Source organism: Hallella sp. (assembly GCF_037460745.1).
Lineage (GTDB): Bacteria > Bacteroidota > Bacteroidia > Bacteroidales > Bacteroidaceae > Prevotella > Prevotella faecis.
In genome coordinates this window covers 1-15,763 of record NZ_JAXVAE010000066.1, presented here as the reverse complement: position 1 = coordinate 15,763, position 15,763 = coordinate 1, and the positions used below count along the sequence as shown (strand labels likewise).

Annotated in this window: 10 protein-coding genes; 3 read left to right on the top strand and 7 right to left on the bottom strand. The window is 56.6% G+C overall.

The genetic code is table 11. From position 1 onward, the window contains the following. Positions 1-143: 143 nt before the first annotated feature. A complete protein-coding gene (locus WKK33_RS02875; RefSeq protein ID WP_337932394.1) occupies positions 144-2,264 on the top strand; it encodes a S46 family peptidase in 2,121 nt (706 codons plus the stop codon). 121 nt (positions 2,265-2,385) lie between these two features. Here WKK33_RS02875 and WKK33_RS02870 read toward each other — a convergent pair whose 3' ends face one another. Continuing rightward, entirely contained in the window at positions 2,386-2,922 is a 537-nt protein-coding gene (locus WKK33_RS02870) for a TIGR00730 family Rossman fold protein (RefSeq protein ID WP_215759612.1), read from the bottom strand. 114 nt (positions 2,923-3,036) lie between these two features. Here WKK33_RS02870 and WKK33_RS02865 point away from each other — a divergent pair, with 114 nt between their 5' ends. Further along, positions 3,037-5,478 (top strand): DUF3943 domain-containing protein, encoded by a 2,442-nt coding sequence (locus WKK33_RS02865; RefSeq protein WP_337932393.1) that lies wholly within the window; start codon positions 3,037-3,039, stop codon positions 5,476-5,478. Between the two features lie 8 nt (positions 5,479-5,486). On the opposite strand, the gene WKK33_RS02860 is transcribed toward WKK33_RS02865, so the two are convergent. The 6 genes from WKK33_RS02860 to WKK33_RS02835 all read right to left on the bottom strand — a co-directional run bounded on the left by WKK33_RS02860 (position 5,487) and on the right by WKK33_RS02835 (position 13,385). Continuing rightward, a complete protein-coding gene (locus WKK33_RS02860; RefSeq protein WP_337932392.1) occupies positions 5,487-6,812 on the bottom strand; it encodes an AAA family ATPase in 1,326 nt (441 codons plus the stop codon). Between the two features lie 353 nt (positions 6,813-7,165). After that, positions 7,166-7,693 carry an NUDIX domain-containing protein gene (locus tag WKK33_RS02855; RefSeq protein ID WP_337932391.1) on the bottom strand — a complete coding sequence of 176 codons (528 nt, stop codon included), beginning with the start codon at positions 7,691-7,693 and terminating at the stop codon, positions 7,166-7,168. 38 nt (positions 7,694-7,731) lie between these two features. Beyond that, on the bottom strand, positions 7,732-8,907 hold the full coding sequence (locus tag WKK33_RS02850; protein WP_337932390.1) for a TlpA disulfide reductase family protein: 1,176 nt from the start codon (positions 8,905-8,907) through the stop codon (positions 7,732-7,734). Positions 8,908-9,210: 303 nt separating this feature from the next. Continuing rightward, a complete protein-coding gene (locus WKK33_RS02845; protein ID WP_337932387.1) occupies positions 9,211-10,560 on the bottom strand; it encodes an MATE family efflux transporter in 1,350 nt (449 codons plus the stop codon). An 84-nt stretch (positions 10,561-10,644) separates the two neighbouring features. Next, on the bottom strand, positions 10,645-12,123 hold the full coding sequence (locus WKK33_RS02840; protein WP_330001675.1) for a lipopolysaccharide biosynthesis protein: 1,479 nt from the start codon (positions 12,121-12,123) through the stop codon (positions 10,645-10,647). Between the two features lie 32 nt (positions 12,124-12,155). Continuing rightward, complete coding sequence (locus WKK33_RS02835; RefSeq protein ID WP_337636693.1) at positions 12,156-13,385, bottom strand: nucleoside recognition domain-containing protein; 1,230 nt, start codon at positions 13,383-13,385, stop codon at positions 12,156-12,158. Between the two features lie 288 nt (positions 13,386-13,673). Here WKK33_RS02835 and WKK33_RS02830 point away from each other — a divergent pair, with 288 nt between their 5' ends. Continuing rightward, the gene (locus tag WKK33_RS02830) at positions 13,674-15,632 is read left to right on the top strand and encodes a DEAD/DEAH box helicase (RefSeq protein WP_337932385.1); all 1,959 of its coding nucleotides are present in this window, start codon (positions 13,674-13,676) and stop codon (positions 15,630-15,632) included. The last annotated feature ends 131 nt before the right edge of the window (positions 15,633-15,763 follow it).

The window sequence follows — 15,763 nt, the reverse complement described above, 5'->3', positions numbered from 1 at the left end:
GCTGCAAAGATACCACTTTTTTATGTTCATTTAGTCGCTCCTCAGGCAAAAAATAGGTAATTTTGCACCGTTTATCGTTCAACATACACCCTAAGGCTCAAGGGCCGAGGGCATTTAGAAAATAATACAACAACATATCCATTATGAAACTCAAACAATTTATCGCACTGGCGGCCCTAACCCTGAGCATGCCGGCTTCAGCCGACGAGGGAATGTGGACGCTCTACAACTTGCCCACTCAGGTCTACGACCAGATGTGCGGCTACGGTTTCCAGTTGCCTTACGGCAGTCTGTACCAAGGCGACCAGGCCGTTAAGAACGCCGTGGTCAACTTCTCGGGCTATTGCTCAGGTGTTGTGGTCAGCCCCGACGGCCTCGTGTTCACCAACCACCACTGTGGATTCGAGAGCATCCGCTCCCACTCCACCGTGGAGCACGACTACATGCTCAATGGCTTCTACGCCAAGAGCTATGCCGAGGAACTGCCCAACGAGGACATGTTCGTGGCTTTTATGGTGAAGCAGGAGGATGTGACCCCGGTTCTCGAGAAGGCCGGCTTCAGCAAGCTTAGCCGTGAGGGACAGGCCGCTGCCATCGACTCGCTGGAGAACATCATGACACAGCAGGTGAAGGCGCAGGACTCTACACTCTACGTGAGCATCGACGCCTTCTACGAGGGCAACCAGTGGATTGCCACCACCTACCAGCAGTTTGACGACCTCCGCCTGGTGTTCACCGTTCCCAAGAGCATGGGTAAGTTTGGCGGCGAGACCGACAACTGGATGTGGCCGCGCCAAACGTGCGACTTCAGCGTGTTCCGCATCTACGCCGACCCCAAGACCAATGGTCCGGCCCGCTACTCCAAGGACAACGTGCCCTATCATCCCAAGCACTGGGCTCCTGTGTCCATGCAGGGCTATAAGGAAGGCGACTTCGCCATGACCATGGGTTACCCCGGATCCACCGAGCGCTACCTGTCGAGCTATGGCATCGAGCAGATGCACATGCGCAACGCCACCCGCTCACAAGCCCGCGGCGTGAAGCAGGACGTGATGGTTCGCCACATGAGAGCCGACGAGGCCGTTCGCATCAAGTATGATTCGAAGTTTGCCACCAGTTCCAACTATTGGAAGAACTCCATCGGCATGAACAAGTGCATCGACTCCATCGGCCTCATCCAGCAGAAGCGCGACTATGAGTTCCGCATCAAGGCATACGTCGACTCGACAGGCTACCTGAAGGGCCAGCTCAACTTCGACACCCTGAAGGCGCTCTACGCCCAGAACAGCACAGCCTCGCACGACCTGCTGTTGCTCAGCGAGAGTTTCAGCCGCACCAACGAGCTCACCACACGCGCCATGATGGGCGCACAGGGTCCCAACGTGGTGCGCAACGAGAAGAAGCCGAGCAAGAGCTACCTGCTCTACGACGACGACCAGAAGACCTGGGACGAGGGCCTCGACAAGGAGGTGCTGGCCGTTTCGCTGAAAAACTACAAGGAGCACATTGCCGACGTGCGCAACCTGCCGGCCTTCTACACCACCATCGCCAACAAGTATGGCAACGACTATCGCCGCTTCGTGGACGACATCTGGAACAAGACCGTGCTGATGAAGAACAACAAGCGCATCTACTTCAACAACAAGGCCTTCGACAAGGATCCCGGCGTGCGCCTGGGCAAGGACCTCAAGGAGGTGGCTGAGCGCCTGAAGAAGGCCCTGGGCGCCAACACCGAGCGCATTGAGGACCAAGAGCGCATGCTCTGTGCAGCCAAGCTGCGCATGGAGGAGGACATGCCCCACTACTCTGACGCCAACTTCACCATGCGCCTGAGCTATGGCCGCGTGGGCGGATACAACATCGGCGGACAACCCTCGGGCTACTACACCACATCAGAAAGCATCGTGGAGAAGATGAAGGCCGGCGACAAGGGCGTGATCGACTATCAGGCCGAGCCTATCATGCACGACCTGATGAGCGCCTCCAACTACGGCCCTTATGCCGACAAGACGACGGGCAAGATGCAGCTCTGCCTGCTCACCAACAACGACATCACGGGTGGAAACAGTGGTTCGCCCCTCTTCGACGGTCAGGGCCGCCTCATCGGCTTGGCCTTCGACGGCAACTGGGATAGCCTGGCTTCCGACATCATGTTCGACAAGGTGCTGGCTCGCACCATCTCGGTCGACATTCGTTTCGTGCTCTACCTCATGGACCGCTGGGGTCATGCCGACCGCCTGCTCCAGGAGATCGGAGCCAAATAAGCCCGCAAAGCCCTAACATAGGCTTCTAACACAACGGGCCATTCCCTCGTGTGGGGAATGGCCCGTTGTTGCGTTTAACCCAATCGGCCGTTAGACCGAAACAAGAAGAATATAAGGATTATCAGATTCTGTTCACCTCTTGCCGTATCTCGTCGAGCGAATGGGCCACACGGATGAAGTCGGTCCAATGGCCACGGATGAAGCCACGCGCCTGCAAGTCGTCGAGCAGGGCTATGAGCGGAGCCCAAAAAGCCTTCATGTCGTAGAGGATCACCATCTTGCGATGATAGCCTATGGTGTGGCTTGCCGCCACGGTAAACACCTCGTCGAGCGTGCCAATGCCCCCCGGCAAGGCAATGAGCACGTCGCTCTGGGCCAACATCAGGTCCTTGCGATCGGAGAGGTTGTCGCAAGCCACATGCACATCCACATAGTCGGACACACGGCCACCTTGCTCCACCACACGCGGCACCATGCCAATGGTGGTGCCACCCGCCTCGTGCGTGGCGCGTGCCACACACTCCATCAGTCCCATATTGCAACCTCCGAAGACCAGCTGATGGCCTTCGCTGCCAATCCATTGGCCCAGCTCCTCCGTCGAACGGAAGAAATCGGGGTCGATATGCTCATTGGCTGAGCAGAACACTCCTATCTTCATAATAAATGTTTTTTGCGTTGTCAAAGTTAAGACATTTCATCGAGCCTATCAAAATTATTCTGTACTTTTGCAACAATAAGGCGTCAAGCCCACACATTTCAACCCACCATTCCCATGAAAAGAATTCATCAAGCCCTCTTACTCCTTATTATATCGGTAGGTATCGCCCCATCGGTCGTCGCCCAAACGCCCCACCGCAACCACGGCGCAAGCCTCTCGCTGGCCATCGGCCACCGCAACGCCGACTCCACCCGCACCAAAGCTGTGGATCTGGGCATCGTGGGAGCGGCCGACACCCTGCGGGGCGCATCGCTGCAAGCCATAACGTCGGGCTATGGTGTGGTGCGAGGTGTGCAGCTGTCGGCCATCAACAACTACGCCACATCGCTGCGCGGTGTGCAGGCGGCTGCGTTCTACAACGTCACCATGCAACCGTTCAGGGGATTGCAACTGTCGTTAGGGTCGAACATCGCCATGGGCGTTCGCCGCGGCACGCAGGTGGGCCTGCTGGCCAATGTGGCATCGGGAAGCATGCGCGGACTGCAGGTGGGCGGCTACAACTACGCCGACACGCTCACAGGATCGCAGGTGGGACTCATCAATGTGGCGCTCGAACATCCCCACGGCGTGCAGGTGGGACTGGTGAACTACACACGCGACACGCGCGCCAAGAAGATCGGACTGGTGAACATCAACCCCTCGACGCTCATCGACGTGATGGCGTTTGGCGGCAGCAACACGGCAGCCAACATGGCGCTGCGATTCCGCAACCGATCCACCTACAACATCATTGGTGTGGGATCGCCCTACGTGGGCTTCGACGGCCACTTCTCGGGCGCCCTCTATTATCGCTTGGGACAATATTTCAGGTTGAACGACCGGTGGTCGCTGAGCGGCGACATCGGCTACGCCCACATCGAGTCGTTTGAGGAGAGCTCGCAGCAGCGCCCCAACCGCCTGTTCTCCTTGCAGGCGCGCCTCAACGCCGACTACCAGATAAACCGCCACCTGGGAGTGTTCGCCTCGGTGGGCTACGCCAACACGCGCTACTACCATCACCAGCAACACTACAAGGACGAACTGATTGTGGAGGGTGGCTTGGCCATACGCTGGAACCATCGCCCTGACCCTTACACGCCGGGAACAAGGGCCACGACCGACACCACAGGCCACGTGCCATTGGGACAATGGAACGACGGGCGACGCAACTTTTGGAAGGCGGCTGCCGAAACGGCGGGCATCAATGTGTTGGTACACTGTTTCGACCGGTTTGTGATGAACGAAGACTTTGCCAAGGTCAACTTCAAGACCATCAAACACAACATCGACAACGGTTGGGTATGGGACAACGACCAGTTCTCCACCAACCTCTTCGCCCATCCCTACCACGGCAACCTCTATTTCAACGCGGCGCGATCGAGCGGCCTATCGTTCTGGCAGAGCGCACCCTATGCCTTCGCCGGATCGCTCATGTGGGAGACCTGCGGCGAGATTGAGCCGCCAGCCATCAACGATCTCATGGCCACCACGATGGGCGGCATCTGCATTGGCGAGGTGACCCATCGCATATCGGAGATCATCCTCAACGACAGCAGTCGGGGCTTCCGCCGGTTCCTGCGCGAGGCAGCCGCCACACTCATCAACCCCATGGGTGGGTTCAACCGCTTATTGACGGGAAGCGCATGGCGCGTGAGAAACGACCACAACAAGTATTACGACGCCAAGCGGACGCCCATCGACTTCAGCGTGGCGCTCGGAACACGTTACCTCTCCGACGACGGCGCGCTCTTCCGAGGCGAATGGAACCCCTACGTCAACCTCTTCCTGGAGTATGGCCACCCGTTTGAGGCCAACGACACGAAGCCCTTCGACTTCTTCTCGCTGGAGGCCACGGTGGGCATGTCGGCCAACCAACCGCTCATCAACCGGCTCCACATCGTGGGCCGCATCTGGGGAAAGAGCGTGGAGACCAACAGCGACATGGAAGCCGAGGTGGGACTCTTCCAACACTTCAACTACTACGACTCGAAACCGGTGAAAGACGGCACCCAACTAACCCCCTACCGCATATCGGAGGCCGCCGCACTGGGTCCCGGCATGCTGATGCGTTTCCCACAAGTGGGTGCGCTCAACCGTCTGGAACAACGCATCTACCTCAGCGGAATACTGTTGGGAGGAACCAAGAGCGACTATTACAACGTGATCGACCGCGACTACAACATGGGGTCGGGATTCTCGGTGAAGACCAAGACACAAATGGACTTCAGAAGCATCGGCCGCTTCATCCTGCACGCCAACTACTACCGCATCTTCACTTGGAAGGGATATGAGGGAAAGGACCTGGAGCACACCGACCCGCTCTATCTCAACGCCCAAGGCGACAAGAGCAACGCCGAACTGCTGGAGCTGTCGTCGATGTGGGAGTTTGACTTGCGCGGACCGCTCAGCATCAGTTGGGGGGCCAGCTACTTCGTCAGACAAACACGCTACGCCTATCACGACAACGTGAACGCACGCACCTTCGAGACACGCCTCGGGCTGACCTGGCACATATAACATTTGGGTTAAAACTGCGACAAAGCATAGACGGGAACGATGGTTACATGCCTTTGGGCTTCACCATCCTCCATGTCGACATACGTAAACTCACCAAAGTTTTCCAGTGAGCAACGGGTGGCTTCGGTGAGATGCTTCTCTCTCATAAAGGTCCATAGGCTCTTCATGCCTCCCTTCGTTCCCGATTTCACCTCAATAGGCATAATCTTTAAGTTGCGTATGTCGAGATAATCAATTTCGGCAATGCTCTTGCCGCTTTTTTCCCAATAATACATCTTTTGCCGTTGTATGGCAGGCTTATTACGTAGTATTTCCAAGCCCACCACCATTTCGATCACACCGCCCTTGTTGACCAATTCCTGCGCATTACCTGTCATGATGAACTGAACGAGTTGCTGCGACAATCCGCCCTCCAACTGCAAAACAGCCAATAACAATCCGGTATCGAGAAATAGCAACTTCATGTTCTTATCATTCGCCTCGGCTTCCAGCGGAATGCCATTGCCCGAAGTGGACACCACAGGCACCACAATACCCGCCAAGGCCAACAAACGCAACGCCTCCCGAATTTGAGAACTCCTATAGTCGGTCGATATCTGTTTGAACGACAACTTTTGCCCGGTCTGATGGCATACGCCACGCATGGTGGTGCGTAAAAGGTCGGGGTTGGCCTTTTTCTTGTATTTGGCGAAGTCGTCCTCGTACGACAACACAATGTCGCTTTGAATCTGTTGGCAACGGTTCATATCGCCCATGGTAACCCATGCGAGCACCACTTCAGGCATTCCGCCCACCAAGAGGTAGATTCGGAACAGGTCGATCAGTCGTTGGTGAAACGCATCATCAAGCGGAGAGAGGCTGCTGGCCTGTCGACGCATCGCCAAGAGCGCATCCTCGTGGCATGCGCCCAAAAACTCATCGAAGGTCATGGGGTACATAAATATAGAATGGATGCGCCCTACTCCATACGTGGGCAACTCTTCAAGGGCAAACTCGAGCAGCGAGCCTGCGGCCACCACATGCAACTCGGGATAGTCTTCTTTGAAGAACCTTAGTGCCATAATGGCTTCCGGACATTCCTGAACCTCATCCAGAAAGAGCAACGTCTTGCCATTCACGATGGGCACACCGAGGTAAGCGGCAATCTTTTGCGCAATGAGATGCACATCAATATCGCCTTGGAAAAAACTCTTAATGGCTTTGTTGCGCTCAAAATTCACTTCGGCAAAATGCTGAAAGGTTTCTCCCAAATGCCTGATGGCCGATGATTTTCCCACTTGTCGCGCTCCTCGTAGTAACAAGGGCTTACGCATGGGATCTGATTTCCACTCCATCAATTGGGCATCTATATTTCTCGCAATGTAATTCATGGGCCGATTAAAAAAGTTGTTGATAATCAGCCACAAATATAATAAAAGTGCTCAAATCCGACAAACAAATCACTATAAAAGTGCTCAAATCCGACTAAAAAACAGCTGTAAAAGTGCTCAAATCCGACTAAAAAAAAGCATTAGCTCTTAATACTTAAAACGCTTGCCACACCCTCTCTTAAGGCGTAGCAAGCGTAAGGCGTTATTCAGAATGTGCGGTGCGAGATGCGAATGATTGCCGCAACGAAACACGGGATGTTGCGATTCGAACCACAATAAGACCTCGCAAAATGGAATTGTCTTGGCAAACGCGAGGGTTATGGCTTCTTGTACGACTCCACGAATCGATAAAGACCATGGCGCACAGAGCGCAAACCGAAGAGTTCGGTGTGGATGTCGGTGATGGGAATCCACTGGAGGGCGGCCGCGTCGTCGCTGGCATGGAGCGTGGAGAAATCCTCCACCTGACAGATGAAGAAGCTGTCGAGCGTCTTCACCTCGAAGCCCGAATAGACGTAGACGTTAGGCAGGCTGAACACGTAACGCGCCTCGGTGACCGTCAGTCCGGTTTCTTCCTTCACCTCGCGCACCACTCCCTCCTCGGCAGTCTCGCCGATATCGGCAAAGCCTCCGGGCAGATCGAGCGTTCCCTTGGCGGGCTCTTTCTTGCGGGTGGCGACAAGCAACTCATCCTTGTCGTTGACAATCAGCGCCACGTTGGCCGCACTGGGATTTAAGTAGTACTCAAACCCACAATTTTCGCACTTCTTACTCTTCTCGTCTTGTATCTCGAAATGCTTGCTGCCGCATGCGGGGCAGTATCTGAATTTATCTAAAGGATGCATGGGCCTCGGTTTTTATGTTGGCGATGGGTTACCTTGGGTTACTTGGCGAGCAAGCCCTTGATCTCCGCGTCGAGATCCTTGATCTGTGCGTCGCGCTTCTGCAACACGTTGTTGCGGTCGATGGTGAAGAAGGTTGGGAGCGACTGCACATTATACTGCGTCAGGTAAACGGAGCCGGTGCTGTTGGCGTCGCGCACGCAAACCCAAGGCAGTGCGGCCACGCTCTCCTTCCAGAAATGCTCGTCGGGGTCGAGGCTGACCTGGTAGATCTCGAATCCCTGGGCGTGATACTTGTTGTAAAGGTCGCGCAGGTGCATGATGCGCTCGGTGCTTCCCTTAGATGCGAAGAGGTGGAAATCGAGCAACACCACCTTGCCTTTAAGGCTTGTGAGCTTGCAGGTCTTGCCGTTTCGGTCGGGCAGCGCCACCTCGATGACACCCGAATTGTTGATCTTGCTGGCGTCGATCGTCTGGTTTTGCTCTGCCTGCAGGATGCGCACGTTCTTCATGCCCTCAATGGCAATGTTATGAAGGTTGGTGCCACGTTCCGAACCTGGGTGGTAGGTGTCCCAACTGGTGGCGACGGCGGCATAGGCCTGCACATCCTCCTTCTTGCTCTGCGGGTCGAAGATGAGTCCCACCTGCTGGCCCAACGTGATGGTTTGGAACAAGGCAAAGTAGGCGTAAGCACGCCAAGGCTCCTTGAAGATGTAGTCGTTCTTTACCTTATACTTATAAACCTCCAGGATGGTGCGCACGCTGTCGGCCTCCTTCTCGTAGCTAACGTTGGGGTTCTGAACCACGGCGTTGAGCTGGGCTTGCAGGTTCAGCTGCATCAAAGCGAGCTCGCGGATCTTCGAACACTCGGTAGACCCTTCCACCTCATAACTGCCTGTCATGGTGGGGTACGAGGCTTTCACGGTGACATGCTCCGTGGAATCGACCGCCACATTGATAATTTGGCGGGCGATGCGCAGGCGATAAAACTCGGGAGCGGTGGGCGCCTCTCCCTCGAAGCTGAACGAGCCGTCGGCGCCAAGGCGCACTGAATCGACCACTACGGGGCCGTTAAGACTCATGTTCTCAAAGAGGAGGAGCGAATCGGAGGCGTCGGAGATGACGCCTGACACCTGAAACTTCTTGCCCGTGCATGAGGCAAGCGACAACGCCACCATCACAAGGGCGGCAACAACGGTAATCTTGAATATCTTCATTGTTATGACTGTTTGCTAACATTTCCCATCCAAGGCTCAGCGATCGAGTTGGGCCAATGGGCAAGGCGCTTCATTCCTGTGGGCGGACATCGGCTTTTCCACCATCGCACAACTGCCGTGAGGGGCATGGACGGGGCGCTTCGGGCAAGCCGTTAGGCGGCTGCGGCAAGGCGCATTATCGCTGCAAAGATAACACTTTTCATTGACAAAGTAGGGCGCAAGGCTTTCTTTTTGCCGATGGAACGAGCGTTTTTCGTTTCGCGTTGCAGTGGTTTCGCTCACCGCCAATGGCAAAAGCACACATCAAGGGGCCAAGAGCCGATATGCCTTCCTACTGGCGGCAACGTAAACCGAGCTTACAAGGACGCCCGTGATGACCCACGAGATGGGGTAGCAAAGCATGAGATGCTCGTAGCCATACCAATGGGGCAACACAAGGAATATCCAGCCCAAACGGATGAAACAGGTGCCAAAGATGGTAAGCAAGGCTGGCGCCAACGATTTTCCCAAGCCGCGCATGCACGCCGCCGGTATCTCATAACTGGTGGCAATCCACTGGAAGGCAAGCGCCACGTAGATGCGCGACGTGCAGTAATGGACAACTTGTGGGTCGGTGGTGAAGACGGAGGCGATGGGAGGACCAAACAACACAAACACCATGTTGGCCGTAAAAATCGACGCACCACCCAACAAGAAACAGAGGCGGAAGATGCGGCGGCAGCGGTCCACCTGGCCTGCGCCGTAGTTTTGGCCCGTGAAGGTGATGGCCGTGGCGCAGAACGCGGTGAGGACATAATAGCAATAGGTGTCGAAGGTGATGCTGAGCGACGCGCCAGCGATGGCCGCATAGCCAAACTTATTGATGGACGACTGCACAAAGACGTTGCTGAACGAGAACACGGTGGCCTGCAAGCCGGCGGGCAGACCGATGGCCAGAATGTCGCCCAACTCCTTGCGGTAGATGCGTATCTGTCGCAGGCGCACGCGGAACTCGCCCTTCTCGCGCCACAGCAGCGTGGTGATGACAACCGCCGAGAACATGTTCGACACAAAATAGGCACAGGCCACACCGGCCACGCTCATGTGGAAGACGATGACGGTGACCATGCTCACCACCACATTGATGACGCCTGCCACGGCAAGAATGTAAAGGGGCGTGCGAGTGTCGCCCTTGCTTCGGAAGATGGCTGCGCCGAAATTGTAGACCATGAAGAACGGGGCGCCAAGGAAACAGATGTTCAGATAAAGGGCCGAGTCGTGGATCACGTCGGCCGGCGTGCCCAACAAGCGCAACAGGGGGGTGGCCACCAACAGGCCCACCACCAAGAGTATGGCGCCGCCAATGAGCGAGAGGGCGACCGTTGTGCTCACGGCGCGATGCACAGCCTGAGGGTCTCGGCGCCCAATGTTGTTGGCTATAACCGCGTTGGCACCTACCGAAACACCCAGGAACAAGTTGATGATGAGGTTGATGAGGAACGTTGTGGCGCCTACGGCGGCCATGGCGTGGCTGCTGTCGAAGCGCCCCACCACAAACACATTGATGGAGTTGAACAGTTGTTGCAGGATGCCGGTGGCGGCATAAGGCAAGGCAAACATCACTATCTTGCCCAGCAACGGTCCATGGAGCATGTCGGTCTCTACTTTTGCCATAGCTTGAAGGGGATAAGACGCGGGCGGCGACAAAGGGTGGACGGGGGTCCGCTTTGTCGCCGCTCGTGATGAATGAGGTTTTGCTTACGCTGCCTTGCGACGACGAATGATGCCGCGGAAGTCTTTCCAAACCACCACGGCAAGGTAAAGGCCCAACAGCAAGGTGTTCACACCCAGCGACGACCATGTGCCGAGGTGGGCGTTGCCCCATGTCATGGCGGCAAAGAGGGCCACGGCCAACACCACATAGAAGGCGATGTCGCGCAGCGGATAGTTGATGGGGTAATACTTCTGGCCGAAGAAATAGCTGGTCACCATGCACACGCCATAGGCGGCAAAGCCGGCCCAGGCGCAAGCCATGTAGCTGTAGCGCGGAATGAAGAGCACATCGATGGCGATGAGCACCACGCAGCCCAACAGCGAGAACCATGCGCCCCAGATGGTGCGGTCGGTGAGCTTATACCAGAAGCTGAGGTTGAAATACACGCCAAACATGATTTCGGCGGCCATCACAATGGGAACCACGCGCAAGCCCTCCCAATAAGAGCGGGCCACAATGTGGCGCAAAATGTCCATGTAACCGATGACGGCCAAGTAGGCGAAGAGGGTGAAGACGATGTAAAACTTCATCACCTTGGCGTAGGTGGCCTTCTTGTCGGCGTCCTTGTTGCCAAAGACAAACGGCTCGTAGGCAAAGCGAAACGCCTGGGTAATGATAACCATGATCATGGCGATCTTGATGGTGGCGCCATAGATGCCCAACTGGGCGTGGGCCTCGGCGATGTCGCCATCGAAGAAATAGGGGAAGATGATGGTCGAGGCGCTCTGGTTGAGCTGGCCTGCAATGCCCAGGATCAGCATGGGCCAGGTGTAGGAGAGCATACGGCGGCAGAGCGCCTTGTCGAAGCCGTAGCTCACGCCTGTCATCTCCTTCGACAGCAAGAGCACGGTGACGACCGACACAAAAAGGTTCACGTAGAACACGATTCCCACGTCGGGGGTGCCGTTGGCGTCGTAGAGGCCGGGGATGAACAGGCCGAAATGGGGCAGCACGAAGAGGAACGCGCCCACCAACGCCACATTGATGAGGATATTGGCGAGCTTCAGCGCCATAAACTTCCAGGGTTTATGCTGATAGCGCAGGTAGTCGAACATGATGGCGGTCCAAGCGTCGACGGCCACGCAAACAGCCATGGTGCCGATGTACCACACGTGGTCGGCATAGCCCATGGCGGCGGCCAGCGGCTTGAGGCACGCCAGCACAAGCAGCGCGAAGACAAGGGCCACGGCACCCACCATGCGCAGGGCGGTGCTGTAGACCATGCGGGCGTTCTCGCCTTCCTTGTTGGCAAAGCGGAAGAACGTGGTCTCCATGCCGAAGGTGAGGGCGATGATGAGGATGCCTATGTAACTATAAACATTGGTGATGACACCAAACTGACCTCCGCCAGCCACCCAAGCGTAGGTCTCGATGGGCACGAGCAGATAGTTGACAAACCGTCCGGCGATGGAACTGATGCCGTAGATGGCTGTGTCTTTCAAGAGTGATTTTAAACTTGCCATAATGATATTCTAACTGGGGTGGTACGCCCACCTTAGGCGAAGAAGATGTATGCGATGGCGATGGCGGCCACAACGCCGGCCAGGTCGGCCAGCAAACCGGCCGCTACGGCATGGCGCGTGTATTTGACGCTGACCGATCCGAAATAAACGGCGAGCACATAGAACGTGGTGTCGGTGCTGCCTTGGAAGATGCAGGAGAGGCGCCCCACAAACGAGTCGGGGCCGTAGTTTTGCATGGCCTCGAGCATCAGGCCACGCGCTCCGCTGCCCGAGAGGGGCTTCATGAAGGCGGTGGGAAGGGCGCCCACAAAGTCGGTGTTCAGTCCACACTGGGCCACCAGCCATGAGATGCCATCAATCAGCCGGTCCATGGCGCCCGAGGCGCGAAACACGCCCACGGCCACAAGGATGGCCACAAGGTAGGGAATGATGCGCACGGCGGTCTGGAACCCTTCCTTGGCGCCCTCGATGAAGGCGTCGTACACGTTGACGCGGCGCACCATGCCTGCCACAATGAAGGTGACGATGACACCCAGCAGGATGACCGGACCGGCGATGGAGGTGACGGTGCCCATCGTTTCGGCGCTCATCTGGCCAAAGCCCCAGATAACCACCGCCACAAAGGCTATGATGCCCAAGAGGGCGGCAAGCAGCACAGGCTGCAACAGGTTGATGCGTTGCCAGGCGGCGGTGATGAGGATGCCGGCCAACGTGGCCACGGTGGTGGCAAGAAGTATGGGAATAAACACGTCGGTGGGCTGCGCCGCACCATACGAGGCGCGGAACGCCAAGATGGTGGTTGGGATGATGGTCAGGCCTGAGGTGTTGAGCACCAGGAACATAATCATCGGATTGGTGGCCGTGTCTTTCTTCGGGTTGAGCTCTTGCATCTGGGCCATGGCCTTCAAGCCGGTGGGCGTGGCGGCATTGTCGAGGCCCAGCATGTTGGAGGCGATGTTCATAAACACCGACCCCATGACGGGATGGTTCTTGGGAATGTCGGGGAAGAGCTTGGTGAACAAGGGGCTGAGCACACGCGCCAAGGCATTGACGGCGCCGGCCTTCTCGCCAATTTTCATGATGCCAAGCCAAAGGGCCAACACGCCCGTAAGGCCCAAGGAGGTCTCGAAGGCGGTCTTAGACGTGGCGAACGTGGAGTCGACCATCTTCTGGAAGATGGTGGTGTCGCCCATCAACAGTTGCACAAAGCCGAAGACAAAGGCAACGAGGAAAAACGCAATCCAAATGTAATTGAGTACCATACTGGTTGCAAAGTTAGTGTTTTTTACCGAACGAAGCATCGTTTCGACCGGCTTTTCTGTCGTTCCATGCACTGCTTGGGGCGTTCCACCCCTACCCCTCGACCACGCTCCCACCCCTTCCGCGAAGCCTCAGCGTTCTGCCAAAAGGTGGTAACCTATTGAAAATTGTGGCGTTACGATGGTGGGTTGTCAGGTTTTTGTTGTAACTTTGCACCCCGAAAGGGGACTCGTACGAAACGGTAGGGTGTTTTGAAGTAGTCCCTACGGTAACAATTAAACAATATTTTTTTGAAGACATTTGAAGAACTTGGCGTTAGCGAAGAGATTCGCCGCGCCATCGAAGAGCTGGGCTTTGAACATCCCATGCCCGTTCAGGAGGAAGTGATTCCCTATCTTTTGGGGAACGGTAACGACGTTATAGCATTGGCCCAGACGGGCACAGGAAAGACGGCGGCCTACGGTATACCCGTATTGCAGAAGACCGACGCAACCAACAAGGAAACACAAGCGCTCATCTTGAGCCCCACGCGTGAGCTCTGCCTGCAGATCGCCGACGACCTCAACGCGTTTGCCAAATACATGCCGGGCATGCACATCATCCCCGTGTACGGCGGTGCGTCGATACAGGGACAGATTCGCGAGCTGCGCCACGGCGTGCAGATCATCGTGGCCACACCCGGACGACTCATCGACCTGATGGAGCGCGGTGTGGTGAACCTCGAAAAGGTGAACAACGTGGTGCTCGACGAGGCCGACGAGATGCTCAACATGGGATTCTCGGAGAGCATCAACACCATCTTCGACAACGTGCCAGCCGACCGCAACACGCTGCTCTTCTCAGCAACGATGAGCAAGGAGGTGGAGCGCATTGCCAAAAACTACCTGCACGACTACAAGGAGATCGTTGTGGGATCGCGCAACGAGGGTGCGGAGAACGTGAACCACATCTGTTACGTGGTGAACGCCAAGGACAAGTATCTGGCGCTGAAGCGCATCGTGGACTTCTATCCCCACATCTACGCCATCATCTTCTGCCGCACAAAGATCGAGACGCAGGAGGTGGCCGACAAGCTCATACGCGACGGCTACAACGCCGAGTCGCTCCACGGAGACCTCTCGCAGCAGCAGCGCGACCTCACCATGCAGAAGTTCCGCCAGCACACCGTGCAACTGCTTGTGGCAACCGACGTGGCGGCGCGCGGACTTGACGTGGACGACCTGACGCACGTCATCAACTATGGTTTGCCCGACGATGTGGAGAACTACACGCACCGCTCAGGACGTACCGGACGCGCCGGAAAGAAGGGAACGAGCATCTGCATCATCCACACCCGTGAGCAATTCAAGGTGCGCAACATCGAAAAGATCATCGGAAAGGAGTTTGTGGAAGGCACGCTGCCCTCGCCCGAGGAGATCTGCAAGAAGCAGCTCTACAAGGTGATGGACGACATCATGAAGACCGATGTCGACGAGGAGCTCATCGCTCCCTACATGCCCGACATCATGCGCCAGTTTGAATACATCGACAAGGAGGACATCATGCAGAAGGTGGTGAGCATTACCTTCGGACGATTCCTCAACTACTATAAGAACGCGCCTGAGATTGTTCGACCCACTTCGAAGCGGGGCGAAAAGGGCGACCGCAAGTCGCAGCGCGACGGACGGGGTGGCGCCACACGCCAGCGCGGACCGCGCAAGGCCGAGGAGGGCTATCGCCGACTGTTCATCAACCTGGGTAAGCAAGACGGTTTCTACCCCGGCGAGATCATGCAGTTTATGAACCACCACATCCACGGCCCGAAGCAGACCATCGGTCACATCGACCTGCTGCAGAAATTTGCCTACATAGAGGTGCCCACCGACGACGCCGAGAAGGTGATGCGCGCGCTCAACGGTGTGAGCTACAAGGGTCGCGAGGTGCGATGCAACGATGCCGACGAGGGCGGACACGGACGCGCCGCTGAGGGTGGACGCGGACGCGGCGCTGCCGATGGCGACACACGCGGACGTGGCGACGCCCGCAAGGGACGCGAGCGCAACCGCCGCGACGACCGATACGACGATCGCCGAGGCGACCGTCGCGACACACGCCGTGGCCGCAAGCCCCAGAGCCCCTTTGGCGACGAAAACCAGCGCCACTCGCGCGACGACTGGAAGAGCCTGATGAACGGCCAGTCGTTCAAGTTGAAAGGCGAGGAGCCCGACTTCTCTGAGGAGGGATGGGCACGCCGCCGTCCGAAGAAGTAAGCAGCAAGATCCGCATATGCCAACGAGAGGGTGTGTCAAAACTCAATTATACGGGCTGAAAGCCCAATAAGCTCATAGGAGGGTGTGTCATAATTGACTATGGTCATTTATGGTGCACCCTCCTTTTGTAT

Coding starts and splice junctions, on each gene's coding strand:
- WKK33_RS02875 (WP_337932394.1), top strand. CDS start 144: ATGAAACTCAAACAATTTATCGCACTGGCGGCCCTAACCCTGAGCATG.
- WKK33_RS02870 (WP_215759612.1), bottom strand. CDS start 2,922: ATGAAGATAGGAGTGTTCTGCTCAGCCAATGAGCATATCGACCCCGAT.
- WKK33_RS02865 (WP_337932393.1), top strand. CDS start 3,037: ATGAAAAGAATTCATCAAGCCCTCTTACTCCTTATTATATCGGTAGGT.
- WKK33_RS02860 (WP_337932392.1), bottom strand. CDS start 6,812: ATGGAGTGGAAATCAGATCCCATGCGTAAGCCCTTGTTACTACGAGGA.
- WKK33_RS02855 (WP_337932391.1), bottom strand. CDS start 7,693: ATGCATCCTTTAGATAAATTCAGATACTGCCCCGCATGCGGCAGCAAG.
- WKK33_RS02850 (WP_337932390.1), bottom strand. CDS start 8,907: ATGAAGATATTCAAGATTACCGTTGTTGCCGCCCTTGTGATGGTGGCG.
- WKK33_RS02845 (WP_337932387.1), bottom strand. CDS start 10,560: ATGGCAAAAGTAGAGACCGACATGCTCCATGGACCGTTGCTGGGCAAG.
- WKK33_RS02840 (WP_330001675.1), bottom strand. CDS start 12,123: ATGGCAAGTTTAAAATCACTCTTGAAAGACACAGCCATCTACGGCATC.
- WKK33_RS02835 (WP_337636693.1), bottom strand. CDS start 13,385: ATGGTACTCAATTACATTTGGATTGCGTTTTTCCTCGTTGCCTTTGTC.